19 protein-coding genes are annotated in these 18,451 nt (G+C 69.4%); 7 read left to right on the forward strand and 12 right to left on the reverse strand.

Annotation, left to right across the window (positions count from 1 at the left end; translation table 11 throughout):
• Positions 1 to 105 precede the first annotated feature (105 nt).
• Positions 106 to 1,485 (reverse strand): hypothetical protein, encoded by a 1,380-nt coding sequence (locus ACFV15_RS43750; RefSeq protein ID WP_378358814.1) that lies wholly within the window; start codon positions 1,483 to 1,485, stop codon positions 106 to 108.
• A gap of 203 nt (positions 1,486 to 1,688) precedes the next feature.
• Between ACFV15_RS43750 and ACFV15_RS43755 the strand changes: the two genes are divergently transcribed.
• A complete protein-coding gene (locus ACFV15_RS43755; protein WP_378358816.1) occupies positions 1,689 to 2,294 on the forward strand; it encodes a hypothetical protein in 606 nt (201 codons plus the stop codon).
• On the opposite strand, the gene lipB is transcribed toward ACFV15_RS43755, so the two are convergent.
• From lipB to lpdA, 5 genes are all read right to left on the reverse strand, one after another.
• On the reverse strand, positions 2,287 to 3,042 hold the full coding sequence (lipB, locus tag ACFV15_RS43760; RefSeq protein ID WP_378358818.1) for a lipoyl(octanoyl) transferase LipB: 756 nt from the start codon (positions 3,040 to 3,042) through the stop codon (positions 2,287 to 2,289). The genes ACFV15_RS43755 and lipB overlap by 8 nt on opposite strands.
• Positions 3,039 to 3,653 carry a phosphatase PAP2 family protein gene (locus tag ACFV15_RS43765; protein ID WP_378358819.1) on the reverse strand — a complete coding sequence of 205 codons (615 nt, stop codon included), beginning with the start codon at positions 3,651 to 3,653 and terminating at the stop codon, positions 3,039 to 3,041. Before ACFV15_RS43765 ends, lipB begins: the two co-directional genes overlap by 4 nt.
• Positions 3,650 to 4,519, reverse strand: a complete 870-nt coding sequence (locus tag ACFV15_RS43770) for a TIGR01777 family oxidoreductase (protein ID WP_378358821.1) — start codon at positions 4,517 to 4,519, stop codon at positions 3,650 to 3,652. The genes ACFV15_RS43765 and ACFV15_RS43770 overlap by 4 nt, the downstream gene beginning before the upstream one ends.
• Before the next feature lie 215 nt (positions 4,520 to 4,734).
• Positions 4,735 to 6,501, reverse strand: coding sequence for a 2-oxoglutarate dehydrogenase, E2 component, dihydrolipoamide succinyltransferase (gene sucB, locus ACFV15_RS43775; RefSeq protein ID WP_378358823.1), 1,767 nt, complete (start codon positions 6,499 to 6,501; stop codon positions 4,735 to 4,737).
• A gap of 53 nt (positions 6,502 to 6,554) precedes the next feature.
• Positions 6,555 to 7,928 carry a dihydrolipoyl dehydrogenase gene (gene lpdA / locus ACFV15_RS43780; RefSeq protein WP_378358824.1) on the reverse strand — a complete coding sequence of 458 codons (1,374 nt, stop codon included), beginning with the start codon at positions 7,926 to 7,928 and terminating at the stop codon, positions 6,555 to 6,557.
• A gap of 184 nt (positions 7,929 to 8,112) precedes the next feature.
• Here lpdA and ACFV15_RS43785 point away from each other — a divergent pair, with 184 nt between their 5' ends.
• The gene (locus ACFV15_RS43785) at positions 8,113 to 8,457 is read left to right on the forward strand and encodes an oxidoreductase (RefSeq protein ID WP_378358843.1); all 345 of its coding nucleotides are present in this window, start codon (positions 8,113 to 8,115) and stop codon (positions 8,455 to 8,457) included.
• 16 nt (positions 8,458 to 8,473) lie between these two features.
• Here the strand turns inward: ACFV15_RS43785 and ACFV15_RS43790 are convergent, their stop codons facing one another.
• Positions 8,474 to 9,379 (reverse strand): SMI1/KNR4 family protein, encoded by a 906-nt coding sequence (locus ACFV15_RS43790; RefSeq protein ID WP_378358826.1) that lies wholly within the window; start codon positions 9,377 to 9,379, stop codon positions 8,474 to 8,476.
• A 22-nt stretch (positions 9,380 to 9,401) separates the two neighbouring features.
• On the reverse strand, positions 9,402 to 10,907 hold the full coding sequence (locus ACFV15_RS43795; RefSeq protein WP_378358827.1) for a leucyl aminopeptidase: 1,506 nt from the start codon (positions 10,905 to 10,907) through the stop codon (positions 9,402 to 9,404).
• Positions 10,908 to 10,973: 66 nt separating this feature from the next.
• On the opposite strand from ACFV15_RS43795, the gene ACFV15_RS43800 reads away from it, so the two are divergent.
• Positions 10,974 to 11,840: a hypothetical protein gene (locus ACFV15_RS43800; protein ID WP_378358828.1), complete on the forward strand. Its 867-nt coding sequence runs from the start codon at positions 10,974 to 10,976 to the stop codon at positions 11,838 to 11,840.
• Positions 11,833 to 12,471: a DUF402 domain-containing protein gene (locus ACFV15_RS43805; RefSeq protein ID WP_378358830.1), complete on the forward strand. Its 639-nt coding sequence runs from the start codon at positions 11,833 to 11,835 to the stop codon at positions 12,469 to 12,471. Before ACFV15_RS43800 ends, ACFV15_RS43805 begins: the two co-directional genes overlap by 8 nt.
• On the opposite strand, the gene ACFV15_RS43810 is transcribed toward ACFV15_RS43805, so the two are convergent.
• Positions 12,458 to 12,763: a hypothetical protein gene (locus ACFV15_RS43810; RefSeq protein WP_378358832.1), complete on the reverse strand. Its 306-nt coding sequence runs from the start codon at positions 12,761 to 12,763 to the stop codon at positions 12,458 to 12,460. The two genes, ACFV15_RS43805 and ACFV15_RS43810, sit on opposite strands and share 14 nt — an antisense overlap.
• Positions 12,764 to 12,867: 104 nt before the next feature.
• Here ACFV15_RS43810 and ACFV15_RS43815 point away from each other — a divergent pair, with 104 nt between their 5' ends.
• The gene (locus ACFV15_RS43815) at positions 12,868 to 13,971 is read left to right on the forward strand and encodes a branched-chain amino acid aminotransferase (protein WP_378358834.1); all 1,104 of its coding nucleotides are present in this window, start codon (positions 12,868 to 12,870) and stop codon (positions 13,969 to 13,971) included.
• A 288-nt stretch (positions 13,972 to 14,259) separates the two neighbouring features.
• Here ACFV15_RS43815 and cobT read toward each other — a convergent pair whose 3' ends face one another.
• Positions 14,260 to 15,339, reverse strand: coding sequence for a nicotinate-nucleotide--dimethylbenzimidazole phosphoribosyltransferase (gene cobT / locus ACFV15_RS43820; RefSeq protein WP_378358836.1), 1,080 nt, complete (start codon positions 15,337 to 15,339; stop codon positions 14,260 to 14,262).
• Between the two features lie 132 nt (positions 15,340 to 15,471).
• Between cobT and ACFV15_RS43825 the strand changes: the two genes are divergently transcribed.
• Entirely contained in the window at positions 15,472 to 16,140 is a 669-nt protein-coding gene (locus tag ACFV15_RS43825) for a 2-C-methyl-D-erythritol 4-phosphate cytidylyltransferase (RefSeq protein ID WP_378358845.1), read from the forward strand.
• Here the strand turns inward: ACFV15_RS43825 and ACFV15_RS43830 are convergent.
• Together ACFV15_RS43830 and ACFV15_RS43835 are read right to left on the reverse strand one after the other, a co-directional pair.
• A complete protein-coding gene (locus tag ACFV15_RS43830; RefSeq protein WP_378358837.1) occupies positions 16,124 to 17,113 on the reverse strand; it encodes an aldo/keto reductase family protein in 990 nt (329 codons plus the stop codon). The genes ACFV15_RS43825 and ACFV15_RS43830 overlap by 17 nt on opposite strands.
• 141 nt (positions 17,114 to 17,254) lie before the next feature.
• Positions 17,255 to 17,896 (reverse strand): DUF3043 domain-containing protein, encoded by a 642-nt coding sequence (locus tag ACFV15_RS43835; RefSeq protein WP_378358839.1) that lies wholly within the window; start codon positions 17,894 to 17,896, stop codon positions 17,255 to 17,257.
• Positions 17,897 to 18,033: 137 nt separating this feature from the next.
• Here ACFV15_RS43835 and ACFV15_RS43840 point away from each other — a divergent pair, with 137 nt between their 5' ends.
• Positions 18,034 to 18,408, forward strand: coding sequence for a HesB/IscA family protein (locus tag ACFV15_RS43840; protein ID WP_378358841.1), 375 nt, complete (start codon positions 18,034 to 18,036; stop codon positions 18,406 to 18,408).
• The last annotated feature ends 43 nt before the right edge of the window (positions 18,409 to 18,451 follow it).

Here is an 18,451-nt window from a genome sequence, read left to right on the forward strand (position 1 = left end):
GTGGTCGGGCCACCGACGGCGGCCCGACCGACTCGCTCACGTGCCGATTGACAACGCAGGCCAAGCCTTAACTACCCGGCATTGGGTTAGAACCGCCCGCAACGCTCACGACCCCAAAATGTCGCGCACGAAGTCAGCCCGGCTGACCAAGGATTCCTTGCTCATCAAGCGGAACACGGGCTTGCGGGCGTCACGGTCGCGCATGCTCGCGATCTCGAGGTTGTCGAGCACGTCCTCGACCGTGTACTCCCTGGTCTGGAAGAAGCCCGTGGCCTTCTCGAAGCGCGTCGGCCAGTCGAGATCCAGCCGCAGCTTGACCTCCAGCACCGCGCCGAGCGGGCGGCTGGCGAACCGCTCCGGGTTGTTGAGCAGTTCGCGCAACGCCCACGCGGTGCCGGGGCCGTGGATGCCGCCGCAGATCACCGCCCGGTAGCGCCCGTCGGCGCACCACGGGTTGCGCGCCATGGTGACCACCGCGAAGTCGTTCGAGTCGTAGGTGAACTGCGCGTGGTGCTCCTGATCGGCCGGGTCGAGGATGCCGAGGCTGCGGAACTTGTTCATCATCGCCTTGGCGGTCGACCCGTCCAGCACCGTTTGCGCGAGCGCCTCGGCTCCCGCGATGAGCTGCCGTTCGTCCTCGTCCAGCGTGGTCGTGCCGTCGCCGTGGTTCTCGCGCCGGAGCAGATCGCCGAAGACCGAGGCGAACCGCTCGTCCTGCATGCGGTCGTCCGCGCGCAGGCACTCGTCGCGCGCGACGACGTCCTCGTCGATGCGGAACGAGAAAATCGCATCATCCTTGTTGAGAATCCGGGCGCCCCAGTTGGCGGCCGGGCTGCCGATGATGAGCAGGTTGCTCTTCGCCACCTCCGGCATGGACTCCAAGTAGTCCTGCGGCATCCGGACGAGCAGCTTGTCCGATCGGATCACCGTGTGGTCCATATGGCCGCCGAGCAGGTTGATGGACATCGCGTCGGTCGCCGAGCCGGAGTAGATGAGGCAGTCGGCCGCGCTCTTCGCCCGCGATTCCCTGCGGTCGCCCAGAATGACGGTCAGCGGGTCGTTGCCGGGGAAGTCCGCCAGTGACCGCAGCGGCCCGTCGGGCACGCGCCGGGTGTCGCGGTGCCGGTCGGTGTTTTCCAACAGCCGCAACGCATCCGACAGCAACGTGGACGGCGTGGTCGCGTCCATCGACGACTTCGCGCTCGTCCAGCCGACGAGCCATTCGGCGAACTCCTCGGCGTTGGCTTCGCGTTCGGTCAACGGCCCGTGCAGTATCTCGTAGAGCTCGACGAGGACGCTGACCGCGGGGATGTTGCGGCCCATCTCGAAAGTGCTGATCTGCTGCGGCGTGCGTTCCGGGGTGAACTGCCGGGCGAGCCACTGCTGCGTCGGCTTGCTGCCGTCGATCGGCCGCGCCCGCTCGCGCGCCTCGCGGATCCGGTGTCCCAGCTTCAGTGCCGCCAACGTCGGTTGCTGCGCGCTCAAGGTCCGCCCCCTCCAGCTCAACCAAATACACGAGCGTACGCGCGAATTAACCGTTGTGTGCAACAGTTCGCGCACACGCATCCCCGCGCGCGAGCCGTCTCGGGGCGCGGGAAGGGGTACGTGCGCATCCGTGAGTGCTATCGCGGGCCTTGAGACACACACTGGGACATGAGACAGCGTTGTCCAACCGCAGGGAGGCGGTCATGAGCCCGCAGTCGAATCAGTCCATCGGAGTACTGCTCCCGGTGGACGAAGGCATCAGATACCGGCTGGGGTTCACGGTCGACGTGGTCGCCTACACCGGGCGCACCATCGACGCGCAACGGCAGATCCAGGATCGGCTGTTCAGCATCCTCCACCGGTTCGTCGCCGCGGCGGGCATCACGCACGAGCAGGTGAACTTCCAGCCCAACGGCGACGGCTACCACTACTTCCTGCCGGACTCGGACATGTACACCGCGGTGCGCCACCTGCTGACCACCCTGCCCAGGCTGCTCACCGAGGACAACGCGGCCCACGACGAGCGGATCCGCCTGCGCATGGCGATCGACGTCGGCACGGTCGGCTCCGGCCCGCTCGGCTTCACCGCCGACGCGGTCGTCCGGTTCAGCAGGCTGGTCGACAGCCTGCCGATCAGGGCCGCGGTCGGCCACTGCGACGCCGACCTGATGGCCATCGTGTCCGACACGCTGTTCCAGGACGTGGTCGCGAGGTTCAGCGACCTCGCCGCGTTGCCGTTCAAGCGGGTGAACGTGGAGGTGAAGGGCTACCAGGCCCCCGCGTACCTGCTGGTCTGCGGGCTCAGCTGACGCAGGAGGCGGCGTCTTCGGGCGACTGCAACGCGAAGGTGATGCCGGGCGCGCTCGGCGCGGCGGCGCGGGCCAGCGTGCGGTCGGTGACCGGGAGGTCGCCTTCCAGCGCGGCGAGCACGGCATCGCGGGCGAGCGGCAGCGCCTCTTCGACCGTGACCTCGCGCTGGAGTTCCCACGACAAGGAGGTGACGCCGGCGTCGCGGATGCCGCACGGGACGATCTTGTCGAAGGCTGCGAGGTCGGCGTTGCAGTTGAGCTCGAAACCGTGCATGGTGACGCCACGCTGGACGCGGATGCCGATAGCGGCGATCTTGCGCTCGGGGCCGCGCTCGTCAGCGGCGATCCAGACGCCGCTGCGGCCCTCGACGCGGCCGGTGGCCACGCCGAACTTCTCGCAGACCACGATCAGCGCCTCTTCGAGACGGCGGACGTAGTGCACTACGTCGATCGGGTCGGCGAGCTTGATGATCGGGTAGCCGACCAGCTGGCCTGGGCCGTGCCAGGTGATCTTGCCGCCGCGGTCGACGTCGATGACCGGGGTGCCGTCGGTGGGGCGGTCCTCGGCCTCGGTGCGCTTGCCAGCGGTGTACACCGACGGGTGCTCCAGCAGCAGCATCGTGTCGGGGGCTTCGCCGTCGGCGCGCGCGGTGACGTGCTGACGCTGCAGCTCCCAGGCTTCCAGGTAGTCGATCGTGCCGATCGGGCGGACGTCGACGGGCTCAGTGGCGGCGCGGCAAGAACTCACTCTTGCGAGGTTACGCCTTCGGCGGGTACTGGCTGAAGCGCGCCCGCCGCGAGCGACCCCACACTCAGCACGCCCAGCACCGCGCCCACCGTGTCGGTGAACCAGTGCACCCCGAGGATGATCCGGAACGCCGCGCTCAGCACCGTCGCGGCCACGAACAGCGCCGCGATCCGCTTGACCAGATGTGGTGCCACCGCCACGCACAGCAGCACGGCCACGAAACCGGTGCTCGCCACCGAGCCCACGTGCCCGCTCGGGTAGCTCAGATCGGGGTACTCACGTGGCCTGGCCCTGTCGAACATCGGCTTGACGATGGTGCTCGTGTACCCGGTCAGCGCCAGCACACCCAGCAGTTTCGGGTAGAGCGGGTCCCGTTTGCGCAGGCCCTGCACGATCAGCCCGAGCGCGAACGCGTACGGCATGACCGGTCCGAAAAGGTCGGTGAGCCACGCCACGACCTTGCCCAGCGGCTGCTCGTACTCGCCGTGTAAGGCGTTCGCGATGGCCGAGTCGAGCGTGGTCGGGTGCACCGCGACGAATATCCCCAGCGCGATGAAAGCGCCGAGCAGCACCAGTCCCATGACGAACCAGCGGGTACGCGTGATCGTCATAGCGCGGCGGCCAATGCGCTTTCCAGGTCGTTGTGCCGGAAGGTGAAGCCGGCTTCCTCGAGCACGCGCGGCACGGCCCGCTGCCCGAACAACGCCATCTCCTCGGCGGCCTGGCCGAGCACGACCTTCATCGCGATGCCCGGCACCCACCACGGCGCGGGCCGGTGCAGCACCCGGCCGAACACCTTGGTGAACTCGGCGTTCGGCACCGGCGCAGGCCCGCACACGTTCACCGGGCCGTACAGCTCTTCGTTCTCCAGCAGGAAGACCATCGCGGACACGTGGTCTTCGAGCGCGATCCACGGCATGTACTGCCTGCCGTCGCCGAGCCGCCCGCCGAGCGCGAGCTTGAACAGCGGCTTCAACGGCCCGAGCAGCCCACCGCCCGGCGCGAGCACCAGTCCGGTGCGCAGGGTCACCACACGCGCGTCCGGGTCGGCCGCGCGTTCCCACGCGGTGCACAACCCGGCCAGGAAACCCTTGCCCTGCGGGGATTCCTCGTCGACGACGGTTTCGCCGGTGTCCCCGTAGAAGCCGACAGCGGACGCGTTGAGCAGCGTCGGCACGCGATGTTCGGTGATGGCTTCGGCGAGCACCTCGGTCGGCTCGACCCGGCTGTCGAGCAGCACCTGCTTGCGGGCGGCACTCCACCGCTGAGGGAACAGCGGCGCGCCACAGAAATTGACCACGGCGTCGACACCGTCGAATGCGCCTTCGGCGATACGGGCCGCGGGAGGATCCCAGTTGAACTCGGTGTCGTCGCGGGATTCCCGCCGCACCAGTGTCCGCACTTCGTGCGTGCCCTTGAGCCGCTCGATCAGCGCTTGTCCCAGCAACCCGCTCGCACCCGCGATCAGAACCCGCATACCCCGATCCTGGTCCCTTTCGTGCTCGGCCGCACGCCTGGGTGCCCGAAATGTGTGCTGGCTCCCTTGACGAGCGCGGGCACCAGGGCGCCGGCCGGCGACGGCATGAACGGGGCGTTCAATCCCTACCCCCGGCCCGGGAGGGCGTAGACGCAGTGAAGGCCTCCTTCACCAAGCCAGGCTTGGTGAAGGAGGCCTTCACGAACGTGCGATGACTACAGACCGAGCTCCGACTCGAAGTTGCCTTCTTCGAGACGCTGCTTGATCGTCGTGACGAACCGGCCCGCGTCGGCGCCGTCGACCAGGCGGTGGTCGTAGGTCAGCGGCAGGAACACCATCGAGCGGACGGCGATCGTGTCGTTGCCGTCGGCGTCGGCGATGACCACCGGGCGCTTGACGACCGCGCCGGTGCCGAGCATGCCCGACTGCGGCTGGACGATGATCGGCGTGTCGAACAGGGCGCCGTTGCTGCCGATGTTCGTGATGGTGAAGGTGCCACCCGACAGCTCGTCCGGCTTGATCTGGCCGGACCGCGCGCGGCCTGCCAGGTCGGCGATGCGGTGCGCGAGACCGGCGAGCGAGAGCTCACCGGCGTCGTGGATGACGACCGAGAGCAGGCCCTTGTCGGTGTCGACCGCGATACCCAGGTGCACGGCACCGTGGTACGTGATCTCCTTCGTCTCCTCGTTGTAGGAGGCGTTGACGTTCGGGTGCTGCTTGAGCGCCTCGACCGTGGCCTTCGCGAAGAACGGCAGGAACGTCAGGTTGACGCCCTCGCGCTCCTTGAAGGCCGCCTTCGCCCGCTGGCGGAGCTTGGCGATCTTGGTCACGTCCACCTCGTGGACCTGCGTGAGCTGCGCCGAGATCTGCAGCGACTCGCGGGTCTTCGTGGCGGTGATCTGGCGGATCCGGCTGGCCTTCTGCACGGTGCCGCGCAGAGCGGCGACCTCCGGGCGGACGGCAGCGGGAGCCTTGGGTGCGGCCTGGGCCGCGGGGGCCGCGGCAGCCGGGGCCGGGGCGGCGGCAGGAGCAGGTGCGGCGGTCTTGGCGGCCGCCTTCTGCTTCTCCTCGGCCGCGGCGAGCACGTCCTGCTTGCGGATCCGGCCGCCGACACCACTGCCCGTCAGCGACGAGAGGTCGATGTCGTGCTCCGAGGCCAGCTTGCGGACCAGCGGCGTCACGTACGGGCCGTCGGCGCTGTTCGACTCGGCCTCCGCCTTCGGGGCGGGAGCCGAGGGGGCGGCAGCGGGAGCCGGGGCGGCAGCGGGAGCCGGGGTGGCCGCCGGTGCCGGGGCGGCCGCGGCGGGTTCCGGCTTCGGCTCGGGCTTGGGCTCCGGCTTGGGCTCGGGCTTCGGTTCCGGCTTGGGCTCTTCCTTGGCGACCGCGTCCGCGTCACCGATGACGGCGAGCACGCCGCCGACCTCGACGGTCTCGTCCTCCTGCGCGCGGATGGCGAGCACGGTGCCCGCGACCGGCGAGGGGACCTCGGTGTCGACCTTGTCGGTGGAGATCTCGAGCAGCGGCTCGTCGACCTCGACCTTGTCGCCGACCGACTTCAGCCAGCGGGTGACGGTGCCTTCGGTGACGCTCTCGCCGAGCTCCGGCAGTGTCACCGGGGTGCCCTGCGCGTTGCCGTTGGCGGACGGCGCGGGCGCCTCGGCCTGCGCCGGGGCGGCTGCCTCGGGCTCCGGCTGGGCGGCGGGCTCCTCGGCGGGTGCGGGGGCCGAAGCCTCGACGCCGCCGGTGCCGTCATCGATGATCGCGAGCACGCCGCCGACCTCGACGGTCTCGTCTTCCTGGGCGCTGATCTTCACGACCTTGCCCGCGACCGGGGACGGGACCTCGGTGTCGACCTTGTCTGTCGAGATTTCGAGTAGCGGCTCGTCGACCTCGACGGTGTCGCCCTCCTGCTTCAACCACCGAGTGACAGTGCCCTCGGTGACGCTCTCCCCGAGCTCCGGCAGTGTGACGGAGTAGGCCATCGTTCGCTGACTCCCTTGAAAGGTTCTGGTGTGGTCTGGGTTTTCTTAAGACGTCAGCTGTGCACGTGGAGCGGCTTGCCCGCGAGGGCAAGGAATGCTTCGCCGAGGGCCTCGGTCTGGGTGGGGTGGGCGTGGATGAGCGGGGCGACGTCCTCCGGGAAGGCCTCCCAGCTGTAGATGAGCTGCGCTTCACCGATCAGCTCGCCGACGCGGTCGCCGACCATGTGCACGCCGACGACGGGGCCGTCCGGCGCCTTGATCAGCTTGACGCCGCCAGAGGTCTTGAGGATCTGGCTCTTGCCGTTGCCGCCGAGGTCGTAGGTGAAGGTGGTGACCTCCGCGCCGTACTTGTCCTTGGCCTGCGACTCGGTGAGCCCGACCGACGCGACCTCGGGGTGCGAGTAGGTGACGCGCGGGATGCCGGCCTCGTCGATCACGCGCGGCTCGAGGCCCGCGATCTCCTCGGCGACGAAGATGCCCTGCTGGAAGCCGCGGTGCGCGAGCTGCAGGCCGGGCACGATGTCGCCGACGGCGTAGACGTTCGGCAGGTTGGTCCGCAGCCGGTCGTTGGTGATCACGAAGCCGCGGTCCATGGTGACGCCCGCTTCCTCGTAGCCGTGGCCCGCGGAGTTGGGGCCGCGGCCGACGGCGACGAGCAGCAGGTCGGCCTCGATGGTCTCGCCGGACTCCAGCGAGACGGCGACGCCGTTGTCGTCCTGCTTGACGCCGGTGAACCGGACGCCGGTCTTGAAGGCGATCTTGCGGCGGCGGAACGCGCGCTCGAGCTGCTTCGAGATGTACTCGTCCTCGTTGGGGACGAGCCGGGGCAGTGCCTCGACGATCGTCACGTCGACACCGAAGGACGCCCAGACGCTGGCGAACTCGACGCCGATGACGCCGCCGCCGAGCACGACGACCTTCTTGGGCACGAAGTCGAGCGCGAGCGCCTGCTCGCTGGCGATCACGCGGCCGCCGAGCTCGAGGCCGGGCAGCGTGCGCGAGTACGAACCGGTGGCGAGGATGACGTTCTTGCCGGTGTAGCGGGTGCCGTCGACCTCGACCGTGGTGCCGCCCGCGAAGGTGCCGGTGCCCTCGACCAGCTGCACCTTGTGCGCCTTGGCCAGGCCCTGCAGGCCCTTGTACAGCCGGGCGATGATCGAGTCCTTGTACTTGTTGACCCCGGCGATGTCGATGCCCTCGAAGACCGCCTTCACGCCGACGGATTCGGCTTCACGGGTCTCGTCGGCAACCTCGGCCGCGTGCAACAGTGCTTTGGTGGGGATGCAGCCTCGGTGGAGGCACGTCCCGCCCAGCTTGTCCTTCTCGATCAGGATGACGGAAAGGCCCAGCTCGGCCGCGCGGAACGCCGCGGCATAGCCGCCCGATCCGCCACCAAGGATCACAAGGTCGGCGGAGGTGTCGGTCACGGTGAAAACTCCTCGGCAAGCATCGGGGGTGAAGCTTCTACGGTCGCGCGTACGCGATCTTCGCGCGCGCGGACGTACGCCATCTTGTCACTACGTCCGCCCATGGTGCGAACGAGCCGGGTGTCCCACACCGGGCACACCTGTGCGTCGGGATAATGGGTGGTGGACGGTGACGAGAGGTGAGGTGGTCGAGGTGGGTCTCTTCGACTCGCTGCGCAGGCGCGGCAAGGACGGTCAAAAGGCCGGTACGCTGCGGAAAGCCACATCGAGCGACACGCGTCATCTCGAAGAATGGGCCGCGTCCCGGCACGGTGTCGAGGCCTATGTGGAGCCGCGCACGACCGTGACCGAGACGACCGTGGTGTTGGTCGCACACGATGGTGAGTGGACCCGCCGCCGCATCGAAAGCCTGGAGGCCGCGCAGGCCTTCGGCAAGAAACGCCAGATGCCGGTGTACGAGGTCGCCAGGGTCGGCTATCCCAAGCGGATGCGGGAGTACACCGAGCGCCAGAAGCGCGCGAAGGGCTGAATCGCCCGCGAGTCTGTCAGGTGAGCAGGCTCAGGTGGTGCTCGACGAGCGCGCGGAAGCCCGCGTGGACGGTCGTGCCGAGCTCCGGGTCGTATTCGACGACGTGACCGGTGCGGGCGAGCGTCAGCACGGCGGGCTCGCTGAGCACCACGACCTCGTCGCGCGCCCAGAGTTCCGCGGCCGGAAGCAGGCGCGGGAAGATCACGTCCGACGGCAGTCCGTCACACGTCAGCAGGAATTCGCGGTACTCGTCGGGGAGCCGGGCGCGCAGCCGCCGCTCGGTCGCGTCGAGAGTCTCCACTGTGGCCGGAGGCGGGGCGAGGCCTTCTCCGCGCAGGCGCATGATCTCGGCCACAAGCTCCGGCCAGCTGTCGGCGGCAGGCGGGTAACGGTGGCGCAGCGCGGCGATCAGGTCGCCGACGAGCGCGGGCGCGTCGATGCCGAGCGGGTTCGCGCCCGCCGCCAGTTCGGGGCCGAAGCGGCGGCACGCGAGCAGGGTGGCGACGTCCGGGAGCGGCCTGCCGGAGGCGACGGCGGCCCAGTCTTCGAGCGAGCCGGTCAGCGCGGCCGCCTTGAGCGGGTCGGCGCGTGGCGTCTCGACCATGCTGACGAGTTTGGCCAAAGTGGACTCACCGGCCCGCTTCAGATAGGCATCGTGCGCGGCTTCCTCGGCGTCGAGATCCAGTGGCACCAACGCTTCCGCCCACTCGGGCCGGAAACCGCGCGCCTCGAACCACATCGCGAAAGCCCGAGCGCGGACGTGGCCTTGCGCGAGCAGCGAGACCGGGCGCTCGGTCGCGCGCGCCCAGGCCAATACGAGCCGGTCGGCGTCCGCGGCCGCCCCGGCCGAAGCCGCGAGCAGCACCGCGTAGCCGATCCGGTCGTCGACCTGGGTTTCGGAGGCCGTGAGCACATCGCGCACGGCCTCCTCGGCGAACTGCAACTCAGCCGTTCGCGACGATGTCTTCCAGCACCGCGTGGATCGTCCGCACCGGGACACCCGTGCCGCCCTTGCCGGTGTAGCCCCACGGGCCGCCGGTGTTGAACGCCGGGCCGGCGATGTCGATGTGCGCCCAGGTCAGGCCCTCGGCGACGAACTCACGCAGGAAGATGCCCGCGGCGAGCATGCCACCCCAGCGGTGCCCGGTCACGTTCGCCAGGTCGGCGAGCCGCGAGTCGAGGTCCGCGCGCAGCTCCTCCGGCAGCGGCATGGCCCAGCCGCCCTCACCGGTGGCCTGCGCGAGCGTGGCGATGCGGTCGCGGAACTCGTCGGTGCCCATGATGCCCGCGGTGCGGTTGCCGAGCGCGACGACCTGCGCGCCGGTCAGCGTCGAGGTCTCGATGAGGTAGTCCGGGTTGTCCTCGGCGGCGCGCACGATCGCGTCGGCGAGCACGAGACGGCCTTCGGCGTCGGTGTTGAGCACCTCGACGGTCTTGCCGCCGTACATGCTCAGCACGTCACCGGGACGGTACGAGGTGCCGGACGGCATGTTCTCGGCGAGCGGGATGTGCGCGATGACCTCGAGCGGCAGCTTGAGCTTGGCCGCCAGCAGCACCGAGGCGAGCACGCCCGCCGCGCCGGACATGTCCGAGGTCATGGTGTCCATGTTCGCCGCGGGCTTGATCGAGATGCCGCCGGTGTCGAAGGTGATGCCCTTGCCGACCAGCGCGACCTTCTTGACCGCCTTGGTGCCCTTGTAGGCGACGCGGACCAGGCGCGGCTGGCGCGACGAGCCGCCGCCGACACCCAGGATGCCGCCGAAACCCTTGCGCTTCAACGCCTTCTCGTCGAGCACCTCGACCTCGAGGCCCGCGGCCTCGGCGAGCTTGGTGGCGCGGTCGGCGAACGAGGCGGGGAACAGGTCGTTCGGCGGGGTGTTGATCAGGTCACGCGCGATGATGACCGACTCGGCGACCGCGGTGGCGGTCTTCAGCACGGCCTTGTGGTCCTTCGCGGCGCCTTCGGCCGGGTTCGCGAAGTCCACTTTGGACACCGGGGCGTCGCCCTTTTCCGAGCGGTACTCGGTGAACACGTACGCGCCCAGCACGGTGCCTTCGACGGCGGCCTGCAGGTCGAGCGCGGACAGCGTGACGAACGCGCGCTCGGTGCCCGCGAGCGCGCGGGCGGCGGCACCGGCGGCGCGGCGGACGTTCTCGCCGCTGACGGCTCCGTCGGCGCCGGGCTTGCCGAGGCCGACGGCGAGCACGACACCCGAGGCCAGCTTGCCCAGCGTCGGCAGCTTGACGGTCTCTTCGAGCTTGCCGCTCGCGCCGAGCGTGGTGAGCACCTCGGCGAGCTTGCCGTCGAACGCGGCGTCGGCGACGTCGGCGCCCGCCGCCAGCTGCAGGCCGTCTTCACCCTGGACGGTGCCGATCACGACTACGTCAGCGCGGGTCTTGCTCAGTGCCGCTTCCGAGTTATCGGAGAGGGCAAGCTTCGGCACGGTCACTTCTGGCTCCTCGCGCTTTCGCGGTGGGACCGGGCTCCAGGCCCGGTCAGATCGTGAGCCATGCTAATGACAAGTGTTGAACAGGCGAAAGGGTGGTGGGTCCGGGTGCGGCTGGCGGCAGGCCTGGTGATCGCGCTCGCGGTGGCCGCGTCCTACGCCGGCGCCGGTGTCATCGCCGCTGGTGCCGTGGCCGCGCTGCTCGCTTTCGGGACCACGCTGGTCCCCGGTGAACCGGTTTCACCCCACCGGCTGCTGGACACGGTGGGCACGATTTCCCAACTTTCGTCGGCCGCCGTGTTCGCGACCGCGTTCGGCGCGTACGCCGTTCCCGGGTACCCGCGGTACGCCGCGGCCGCGCTGCTGATCGTGGCCGTCGCGCTCGCCAAACTCGGTGTCAGGGTGCCCGATCCGGCGAAACGCGTCGTCACCGGGGTGCTCGCGCTCGGCGGTGCGCTGCTGCTCGCGGTGAGTTTCGGGATCGAGCCGGTGAACACGACGCCGTCGCCTGGCCCGGCGGTGGCCGGGTTCGTGGTGGCCGTGGCGGCGTTGTACCCGGTGTTCGTGACGGCGCCGGGGCGGCGGCCGGTGCCGCGCTACCTGGTCACGGCCGTGTTCGGGCTCGCGATCATCGCCGGCGCGGTGTACCAGCTCGGCGCCGGACGGCTCGGGCTTTCGCTGACCTCGATGAAGGATCTGGTCACGGCGGCGGACGCGGCCCAGTTCATGACCGCGCTGCTGATCTTCGTCGTGCTGGCGACGATCACGTCCACGATCGACACCGTCGCCGAGCTTCCCGATGGCCGGGAGCCGGTGGCGTGGACGGCGGCCGTGGTCGCGGTGGTGGTGCTCGGCGGCCCGGTCGTCACGCTCGTGCTCGCCACGCTGGCCGGTCTCGCCCAGGCCGTGCTCCGGTACCGTGCGCATCGTGGTTGATCACAGGTGGCAGCCGGGGGACACCGTCGTCGAGCGGTTCCGGCGCACGGACGGGTCCATCGGCCAGCATCACCCGCTGCGCGTGCTCGCCGACGACGGCGCCACGCTGATCGGCTGGCTCCCGCCGGGCACCGAGATCATCGGCACCAGGCTCATCGACGGCAGGCTGATGCGCGACGCCCCGCTCGGGGAGCGGTTCCGCGTGCAGCGCGAGCAGTACCTCAGCACCTGGCACGGCACGGCGAACGTGCGCCGCGTCGCCGACGACGAGTGGTCCTCGGTGTGGTGGTTCTTCGCGCCGGAGTTCACCGGCTGGTACGTGAACCTGGAGATCCCGCTCGGCCGCACCGAGACCGGGTTCGACCGCATCGACGGCGTGCTCGACCTCGACGTCGCGCCCGACGGCACCTGGTGCTGGAAGGACGAAGACGAGGCGGAAGCCGCGCTCGACGCGGGAAAACTCACGCGTGAGCAGCTCAAGCGGCTGCGTGAAGAGGGCGAGCGGATGGGCGCGCTCGCGTCCGCGCGCGCGTTCCCGTTCGACGGGACGTGGACCGACTTCGTCCCCGATCCGTCCTGGGCCGCGCCGGAGCTGCCGGCGCGGCTGCGCGAAGGACTCAGCCCGCGCTGATGAACAGCAGGAACGTCAGCGCCAGGGTGATCGCGCCGAAGATGATCAGCGACTTCACCGGGATGTCGCGCGGGAACGCCTTGCCGTGCGCCTTGCGCCAGAAGACGACGCCCGCGATCGACGCCGCGATGCCGAGCACCACGCCGAAGCCGCCGATGAGCGCGTAGCCTGCCAGCAGCGTGACACCGCAGAAGTAGGTCAGCAGCACGGCGGCGATCAGCGTCTTGACGTCCGACCCGGTGCCCGCGGAGACGCGGTTCTCGCGGGTGGTCTGCATGGGTTGGTAGGTCACGCCGCCATCCTAGTTCGAAGCGCGGGCGGGTGTGGGACGTACGCGGCAGGAAAGTAGAGGGACTTCCGACTAACGCTCTTCCGACTAAGCGTTATCGTTACTTCATGACGACCACGACGCAGTTCGACCACATCCCGAACCCGCAGCCCGCGAGCCCGGAGCGCGTCGCGGAAGTACTGGCCAAGCCCGGTTTCGGCACCTACTTCACCGACAACATGGTCACCGTGAAATGGAGCACCGACAAAGGCTGGCACGACGCGGTCGTCGGGCCGTACGCGCCGTTCACCCTCGACCCCGCCACCTCGGTCCTCCACTATGGACAGGCGATCTTCGAGGGGCTGAAGGCCTACCGCCAGCCGGACGGCTCCATCGCCTCCTTCCGCCCCGACGCCAACGCGAGCCGCTTCCGCGACTCCGCCGAGCGGCTCGCGATGCCGCTGCTGCCCGACGAGATCTTCCTCGACTCGCTGCGCGAGCTCATCGCCGTCGACGAGCGCTGGGTGCCGACCAAGCAGGGCGAGTCGCTCTACCTGCGCCCCTTCATGATCTCCACCGAGTCCGGTCTCGGCGTCAACCGCCCGGCCGGTGAGTACCTGTACGCGCTCATCGCGTCGCCAGCGGGCCCGTACTTCCCCAGCGGCATCAAGCCGGTCAGCGTGTGGCTGTCCACCGAGTACGTGCGCGCGGCACCCGGCGGCACCGGCTTCGCCAAGTGCGCCGGCAACTACGCGGCCTCCTTCGTGGCGCAGGCCCAGGCCGTCGAAAAGGGCTGCGACCAGGTCGTCTGGCTCGACGCGATCGAGCGCCGCTGGGTCGAGGAGATGGGCGGGATGAACCTGTTCTTCGTCTTCGGCTCCGGCGCCGACGCCCGCGTGGTCACCCCGTCGCTCACGGGCTCCCTGCTCCCCGGCGTGACCCGCAAGTCGCTGCTGCAGCTGGCCCAGGACTTCGGACACCCCGTCGAGGAGCGCAAGATCTCCACCGACGAGTGGGAGAAGGCGGCGGCGTCCGGCGAGCTGACCGAGGTCTTCGCCTGCGGCACGGCGGCGGTCATCACCCCGGTCGGCCACGTCAAGCACGCCGGCGGCGAGTTCTCGGTCTCGGGCGGCCAGACGGGCGAGCTCACCATGAAGCTCCGCAACGCCCTCACCGGCATCCAGGAAGGCACCCGTGAGGACCCGCACGGCTGGATGATCCCCCTCGGCTAGCGGTTTTTATCCCAATGTGGCTTTCGTCAGCTTTGAGCTGACGAAAGCCACATTGGGAGGTCTTGGGCCGGACTCAGGGGCCCGCCGAAGTCGCCCGCCCCAAAGCCGGGCAAAAGCGACAATGCGGGATAAAAGTTGACAGCCTGAGTCCTTTGTGGACATTTAGTGGGCGCCTCGGGGCAGGCTGGCGGGGGAGCCCGAACGTGGCGTTCGCCCTCGCCTAGCCGTTTATCCCCAATGCGTCTTTCGGTCCCTGCTGAGGACCGAAAGACGCATTGGGGAAAAAAATCAGGAGGTCGGGGCCGGGGTGAGGGGGCCCGAGACTCCGGCTTGGTCGTGGGTGGACATCTCGGCCAGTATGCGCGTGGCCATGAAGAGGAGCGGGAGCGCCGCGACCGCGCCCGTGCCTTCGCCCAGGCGGATGTCCAGGTCCAGCACGGGTTCCAGGTCGAGGTGGTCGAGCAGCAGGGTGTGCGCGGGCTCGCCGCCGCGCTGGCCCGCGATCCACCATTGGCGGGCGCCAGGGGCGAGTTCTTCGGCGATCAGGGCGGCCGCGCCCGCGACGAGGCCGTCCAGGATGACCGGGGTCTTGCGGACGGCGGCTTGGGCGAGGAAGCCCGCGATGGCGGCGATGTCGGCGCCACCGGCCGTGCGGACCAGCAGGATCGGGTCGGCGAGGACGCGGCGGGCGCGGCGGAGGCCGTCGCGGACCGCGACCGCTTTGCGCATCCAGGCGGCGTCGTCGATGCCGGAGCCGCGGCCGACGACCGCGACCGGCTCGGAGCCGGTCAGCGCCGCGACGAGTACCGAGGCCGGGGTGCTGTTGCCGATGCCGAGGTCGCCTGCGATGAGCAGGTCGGCGCCGCCGTCGACCTCGGCGTCGGCGATCTTCATGCCGGCGCGGATGGCCGCGCGGACCTCTTCGTCGGTCAGCGCGTCCTCGGTGTCGATCGAGCCGGAGCCGCGGCGCACCTTGAACTCGCCGATCGAGCGGGTCGCGGGCGCGTCGGTGTCGACGGCGATGTCCACCACGCGCACCGAGGCGCCCGCCGACGCGGCGAGCACGTTGATCGCGGCGCCGCCGGTGAGCAGGCTGCCGATCAGCTGGCCGGTGACCTCACGCGGGTACGCGGAGACGCCCTTCTCGGCGATGCCGTGGTCGGCGGCGAAGACGACGACGCGGGGCCGGGTGAACGGGCGCGGCGGTGACTGGCCCTGGCAGGCGGCGATCCAGACGCCGAGTTCTTCCAGTTTGCCGAGTGAACCAGCCGGTTTGATGAGCTTGCCGTGCAGTTCGATGGCCGCCGAGCGGGCGTGCTCGTCCGGCGCCTCGATCTCGGCGAACTCGATGATGGTGTCCGCGTCCACGCCTGGCCTTTCGTCGTAGCGGGTGAGCCGCGATCAACCTACCGCTGCCCACTATTCCCTCCCGTCGCCCACCGCCACCCTCAACGGAGGCGCTGCGCGCCGCTGTATTTTCTCTGTGTGACAGCTGCCGGTGTGGTCCTCGCGAGCGGTTCCGGCTCGCGTGTGGGCGCGAGCATGAACAAGGTCTACCTGCCCGTCGCGGGCCGCCGCGTGGTCGCGTGGTCGCTCGACGCCTTCGGCAAGGTGCCCGGGATCGGCGTGCTCGTGCTGGTGATCCGCCCGGAAGACGCCGAGCTGGCCGCGGAGGTCACCGCCGGGCTCGATGTCGAACTCGTCCACGGTGGACAGACACGCCAGGCGTCGGAACTGAACGCGTTGCGGCACTTGGCATCCCGCATCGAGGACGGTTCGGTCGACGCGGTTCTCATTCACGACGCGGCGCGCCCGCTGGTGAGCCCCGCGCTGATCGGCGAGGTGCTCCGGGTGACCCGTGAGCACGGCGGCGCGGTACCCGGTCTCGAAGCGCACGACATCGTGCCCGCCTCGGAAACCGCCACCACGGGCGGATTCCTCGAAGGCGCCGTCCGGGTACAGACGCCGCAAGGCTTCCTCGCCAAGCCGCTGCTCGAGGTTTACGAGCAGGCCGAGCGCGAAGGTTTCCTGGGCACGGATACGGCTTCCTGTATGGAAAAGTTCTCCCCGCTGCCGGTGCGCTGGGTGCCCGGCGGCGAGGAGAACTTCAAGATCACCTATCCCCACGACCTCACGGTCGCGGAACAGGTACTTACGGGCTCTTGGTGAGCGTCGGGTCCCGCTCGATGACGCCGTCGAGCACGTCGTCGATGGCCTGAAGCAGCTCCGGCTCCAGCTTCACACCAGCCGCCTTGACGTTCTCGTGCACCTGCTCCGGGCGCGAGGCGCCGATGATGGCGCTGGCGACGTTCGGGTTCTGCAGCACCCACGCGACGGCGAGCTGGGCCAGACTGAGGCCTGCTTCGGCCGCGAGCGGCTCCAGCTTGGTGACACGCTCCAGCACCTCGTCGTTGAGGAAGCGCTGCACGAAGTTCGCGCCGCCCTTCTCGTCGGTGGCGCGGGAGCCTGCCGGGAACGGCTGGCCGGGCTTGTACTTGCCGGTGAGCACGCCCTGCGCGATCGGCGACCAGACGATCTGCGAGAGGCCTTCGCGCTCGGAGGCGGGCACGACCTGCGGCTCGATGACGCGCCACAGCATGTTGTACTGCGGCTGGTTCGAGACGAACGGCACCTTCAGCTCACGCGCGAGCGCCGCGCCCTGGGTGATCTGGTCGGCCGACCACTCCGAGACGCCGACGTAGAGCACCTTGCCCTGCCGCACGAGGTCGGCGAACGCGAGCATGGTCTCCTCCAGCGGCACGGTCCGGTCGAACCGGTGCGCCTGGTAGAGGTCGACGTAGTCGGTGCCGAGCCGCTTCAGCGAGGCGTGCGCGGACTCCATGATGTGCTTGCGCGACAGGCCCGAGTCGTTGGGACCCTTGGGGCCGGTCGGCCAGTAGACCTTGGTGAAGATCTCCAGGCTCTCGCGGCGCAGGCCCTTGAGGCCCTTGCCGAGCACGGTCTCCGCCGCGGTGTTCGCGTACGTATCGGCGGTGTCGAACGTGGTGATGCCCGCGTCGAGCGCGGCCTTGATGCAGGACTGGGCCTGCTCGTCCTCGACCTGGGAACCGTGGGTGATCCAGTTCCCGTACGAGATCTCACTGACATTGAGGCCACTGCGGCCAAGGCGACGAAACTCCATGGCCGCACTCTAACCCCGAGAATGTTCGCCTTGCTAACGACCCTGCCTGAACAGCGGGTAAACGATATCTCGGGCGCACAAAAAAAGGTCGTGAGTGGTATGACCGGTTCTAACCGGCCAAAACACTCACGACCCCGGTCGTCAGTCGAGCGCGTCGCCGGGACGCAGGCGCGGCTTGGGGACGCGGAGCTTGCGGATCTGGCTCGCGCGGATGAAGGCGTACCAGCCGATGGAGCGGCCGCTCACGGCCTCCTTCGGGAACTTCTCACGGACGGCCTTGGTGATGCGGCGGCCGCTGAGGAAGCCCTCGACGATCATCAGGAGCAGCATCAGCGTGCAGAGCAGGGTCGCGTACTGCTGGATGCGCGTGTTCGGCACCAGCATCGCCACGAAGACGAGGATCGCCAGCGGCATGAACAGGCCGAGCAGGTTACGGCGCGTGTCGACGAGGTCACGCACGTAGGCCTTCACCGGGCCGCGGTCGCGGGGGAGCAGGTACTTGTCCTCGCCCGCCATCATCTTGTCGCGGCGTTCCTTGGCGGCGGCACGGCGCTCGTCCTTGGAGACCGGGTTGGCCTTGCGGAGTTCCTTGTTGCGCTTCATCGCCTCACGCATGGTGGTGGGCGGTGGCGCCACCGGGCCGCGTTTCTTGGCCTCGGCCTCGCGCCGCTTGGGTGTCGCACGGCCCTTCGCGGCGGTGACGTTCTTAGGGAGAACGTCGATCTGGTCCTCGACGGTGTCGGGGACCTCGGTCTCGGTGGTGCTTCGGCGCAGGAACCTCACGTGACCAGGATATGGCCCGTGTGCCGCGTCATGTCCGGCAGGTCAGGTGATGTGCGAACATGGAGTGGAACAGATCGGGACTCGCCGGTGTTGAAAGCTCCGGGAGTATCCATCGACGGTTGACTATGAGGAGTGCCATGACGACCGCTGAAACCGGCGACGTGCAGACCGAGGCCGGCGCAGCCACCCACGGCGTGACGTTGACCGACGCCGCGGCTGCCAAGGCGAAGGCCCTGCTCGAGCAGGAGGGCCGCGACGACATGCACCTGCGCATCGCCGTCCAGCCCGGCGGCTGCGCCGGCCTGCGCTACCAGCTGTTCTTCGACGAGCGCACGCTCGACGGTGACCTCTTCCGCGACTTCGACGGCCTCCAGGTCGCCGTTGACCGGATGAGCGCCCCGTACGTGACCAGCGCGGTCATCGACTTCGTCGACTCGATCGAGAAGCAGGGCTTCACGATCGACAACCCGAACGCCACCGGTTCGTGCGCGTGCGGTGACTCGTTCCACTGATCTGAGGTCGTGAGTGTTCCCGACGGTTCTCACCGTCGGGAAC

Source organism: Amycolatopsis sp. NPDC059657 (assembly GCF_042734395.1).
GTDB lineage: Bacteria > Actinomycetota > Actinomycetes > Mycobacteriales > Pseudonocardiaceae > Amycolatopsis.

What these genes read in the sequence shown, in the direction of transcription:
- ACFV15_RS43765 (WP_378358819.1), bottom strand. Translation starts at nt 3,653, where the DNA reads ATGACGATCACGCGTACCCGCTGGTTCGTCATGGGACTGGTGCTGCTC.
- ACFV15_RS43815 (WP_378358834.1), top strand. Translation starts at nt 12,868, where the DNA reads ATGACGACCACGACGCAGTTCGACCACATCCCGAACCCGCAGCCCGCG.
- sucB (WP_378358823.1), bottom strand. Translation starts at nt 6,501, where the DNA reads ATGGCCTACTCCGTCACACTGCCGGAGCTCGGGGAGAGCGTCACCGAG.
- ACFV15_RS43770 (WP_378358821.1), bottom strand. Translation starts at nt 4,519, where the DNA reads ATGCGGGTTCTGATCGCGGGTGCGAGCGGGTTGCTGGGACAAGCGCTG.
- ACFV15_RS43800 (WP_378358828.1), top strand. Translation starts at nt 10,974, where the DNA reads ATGACAAGTGTTGAACAGGCGAAAGGGTGGTGGGTCCGGGTGCGGCTG.
- ACFV15_RS43840 (WP_378358841.1), top strand. Translation starts at nt 18,034, where the DNA reads ATGACGACCGCTGAAACCGGCGACGTGCAGACCGAGGCCGGCGCAGCC.
- ACFV15_RS43755 (WP_378358816.1), top strand. Translation starts at nt 1,689, where the DNA reads ATGAGCCCGCAGTCGAATCAGTCCATCGGAGTACTGCTCCCGGTGGAC.
- ACFV15_RS43830 (WP_378358837.1), bottom strand. Translation starts at nt 17,113, where the DNA reads ATGGAGTTTCGTCGCCTTGGCCGCAGTGGCCTCAATGTCAGTGAGATC.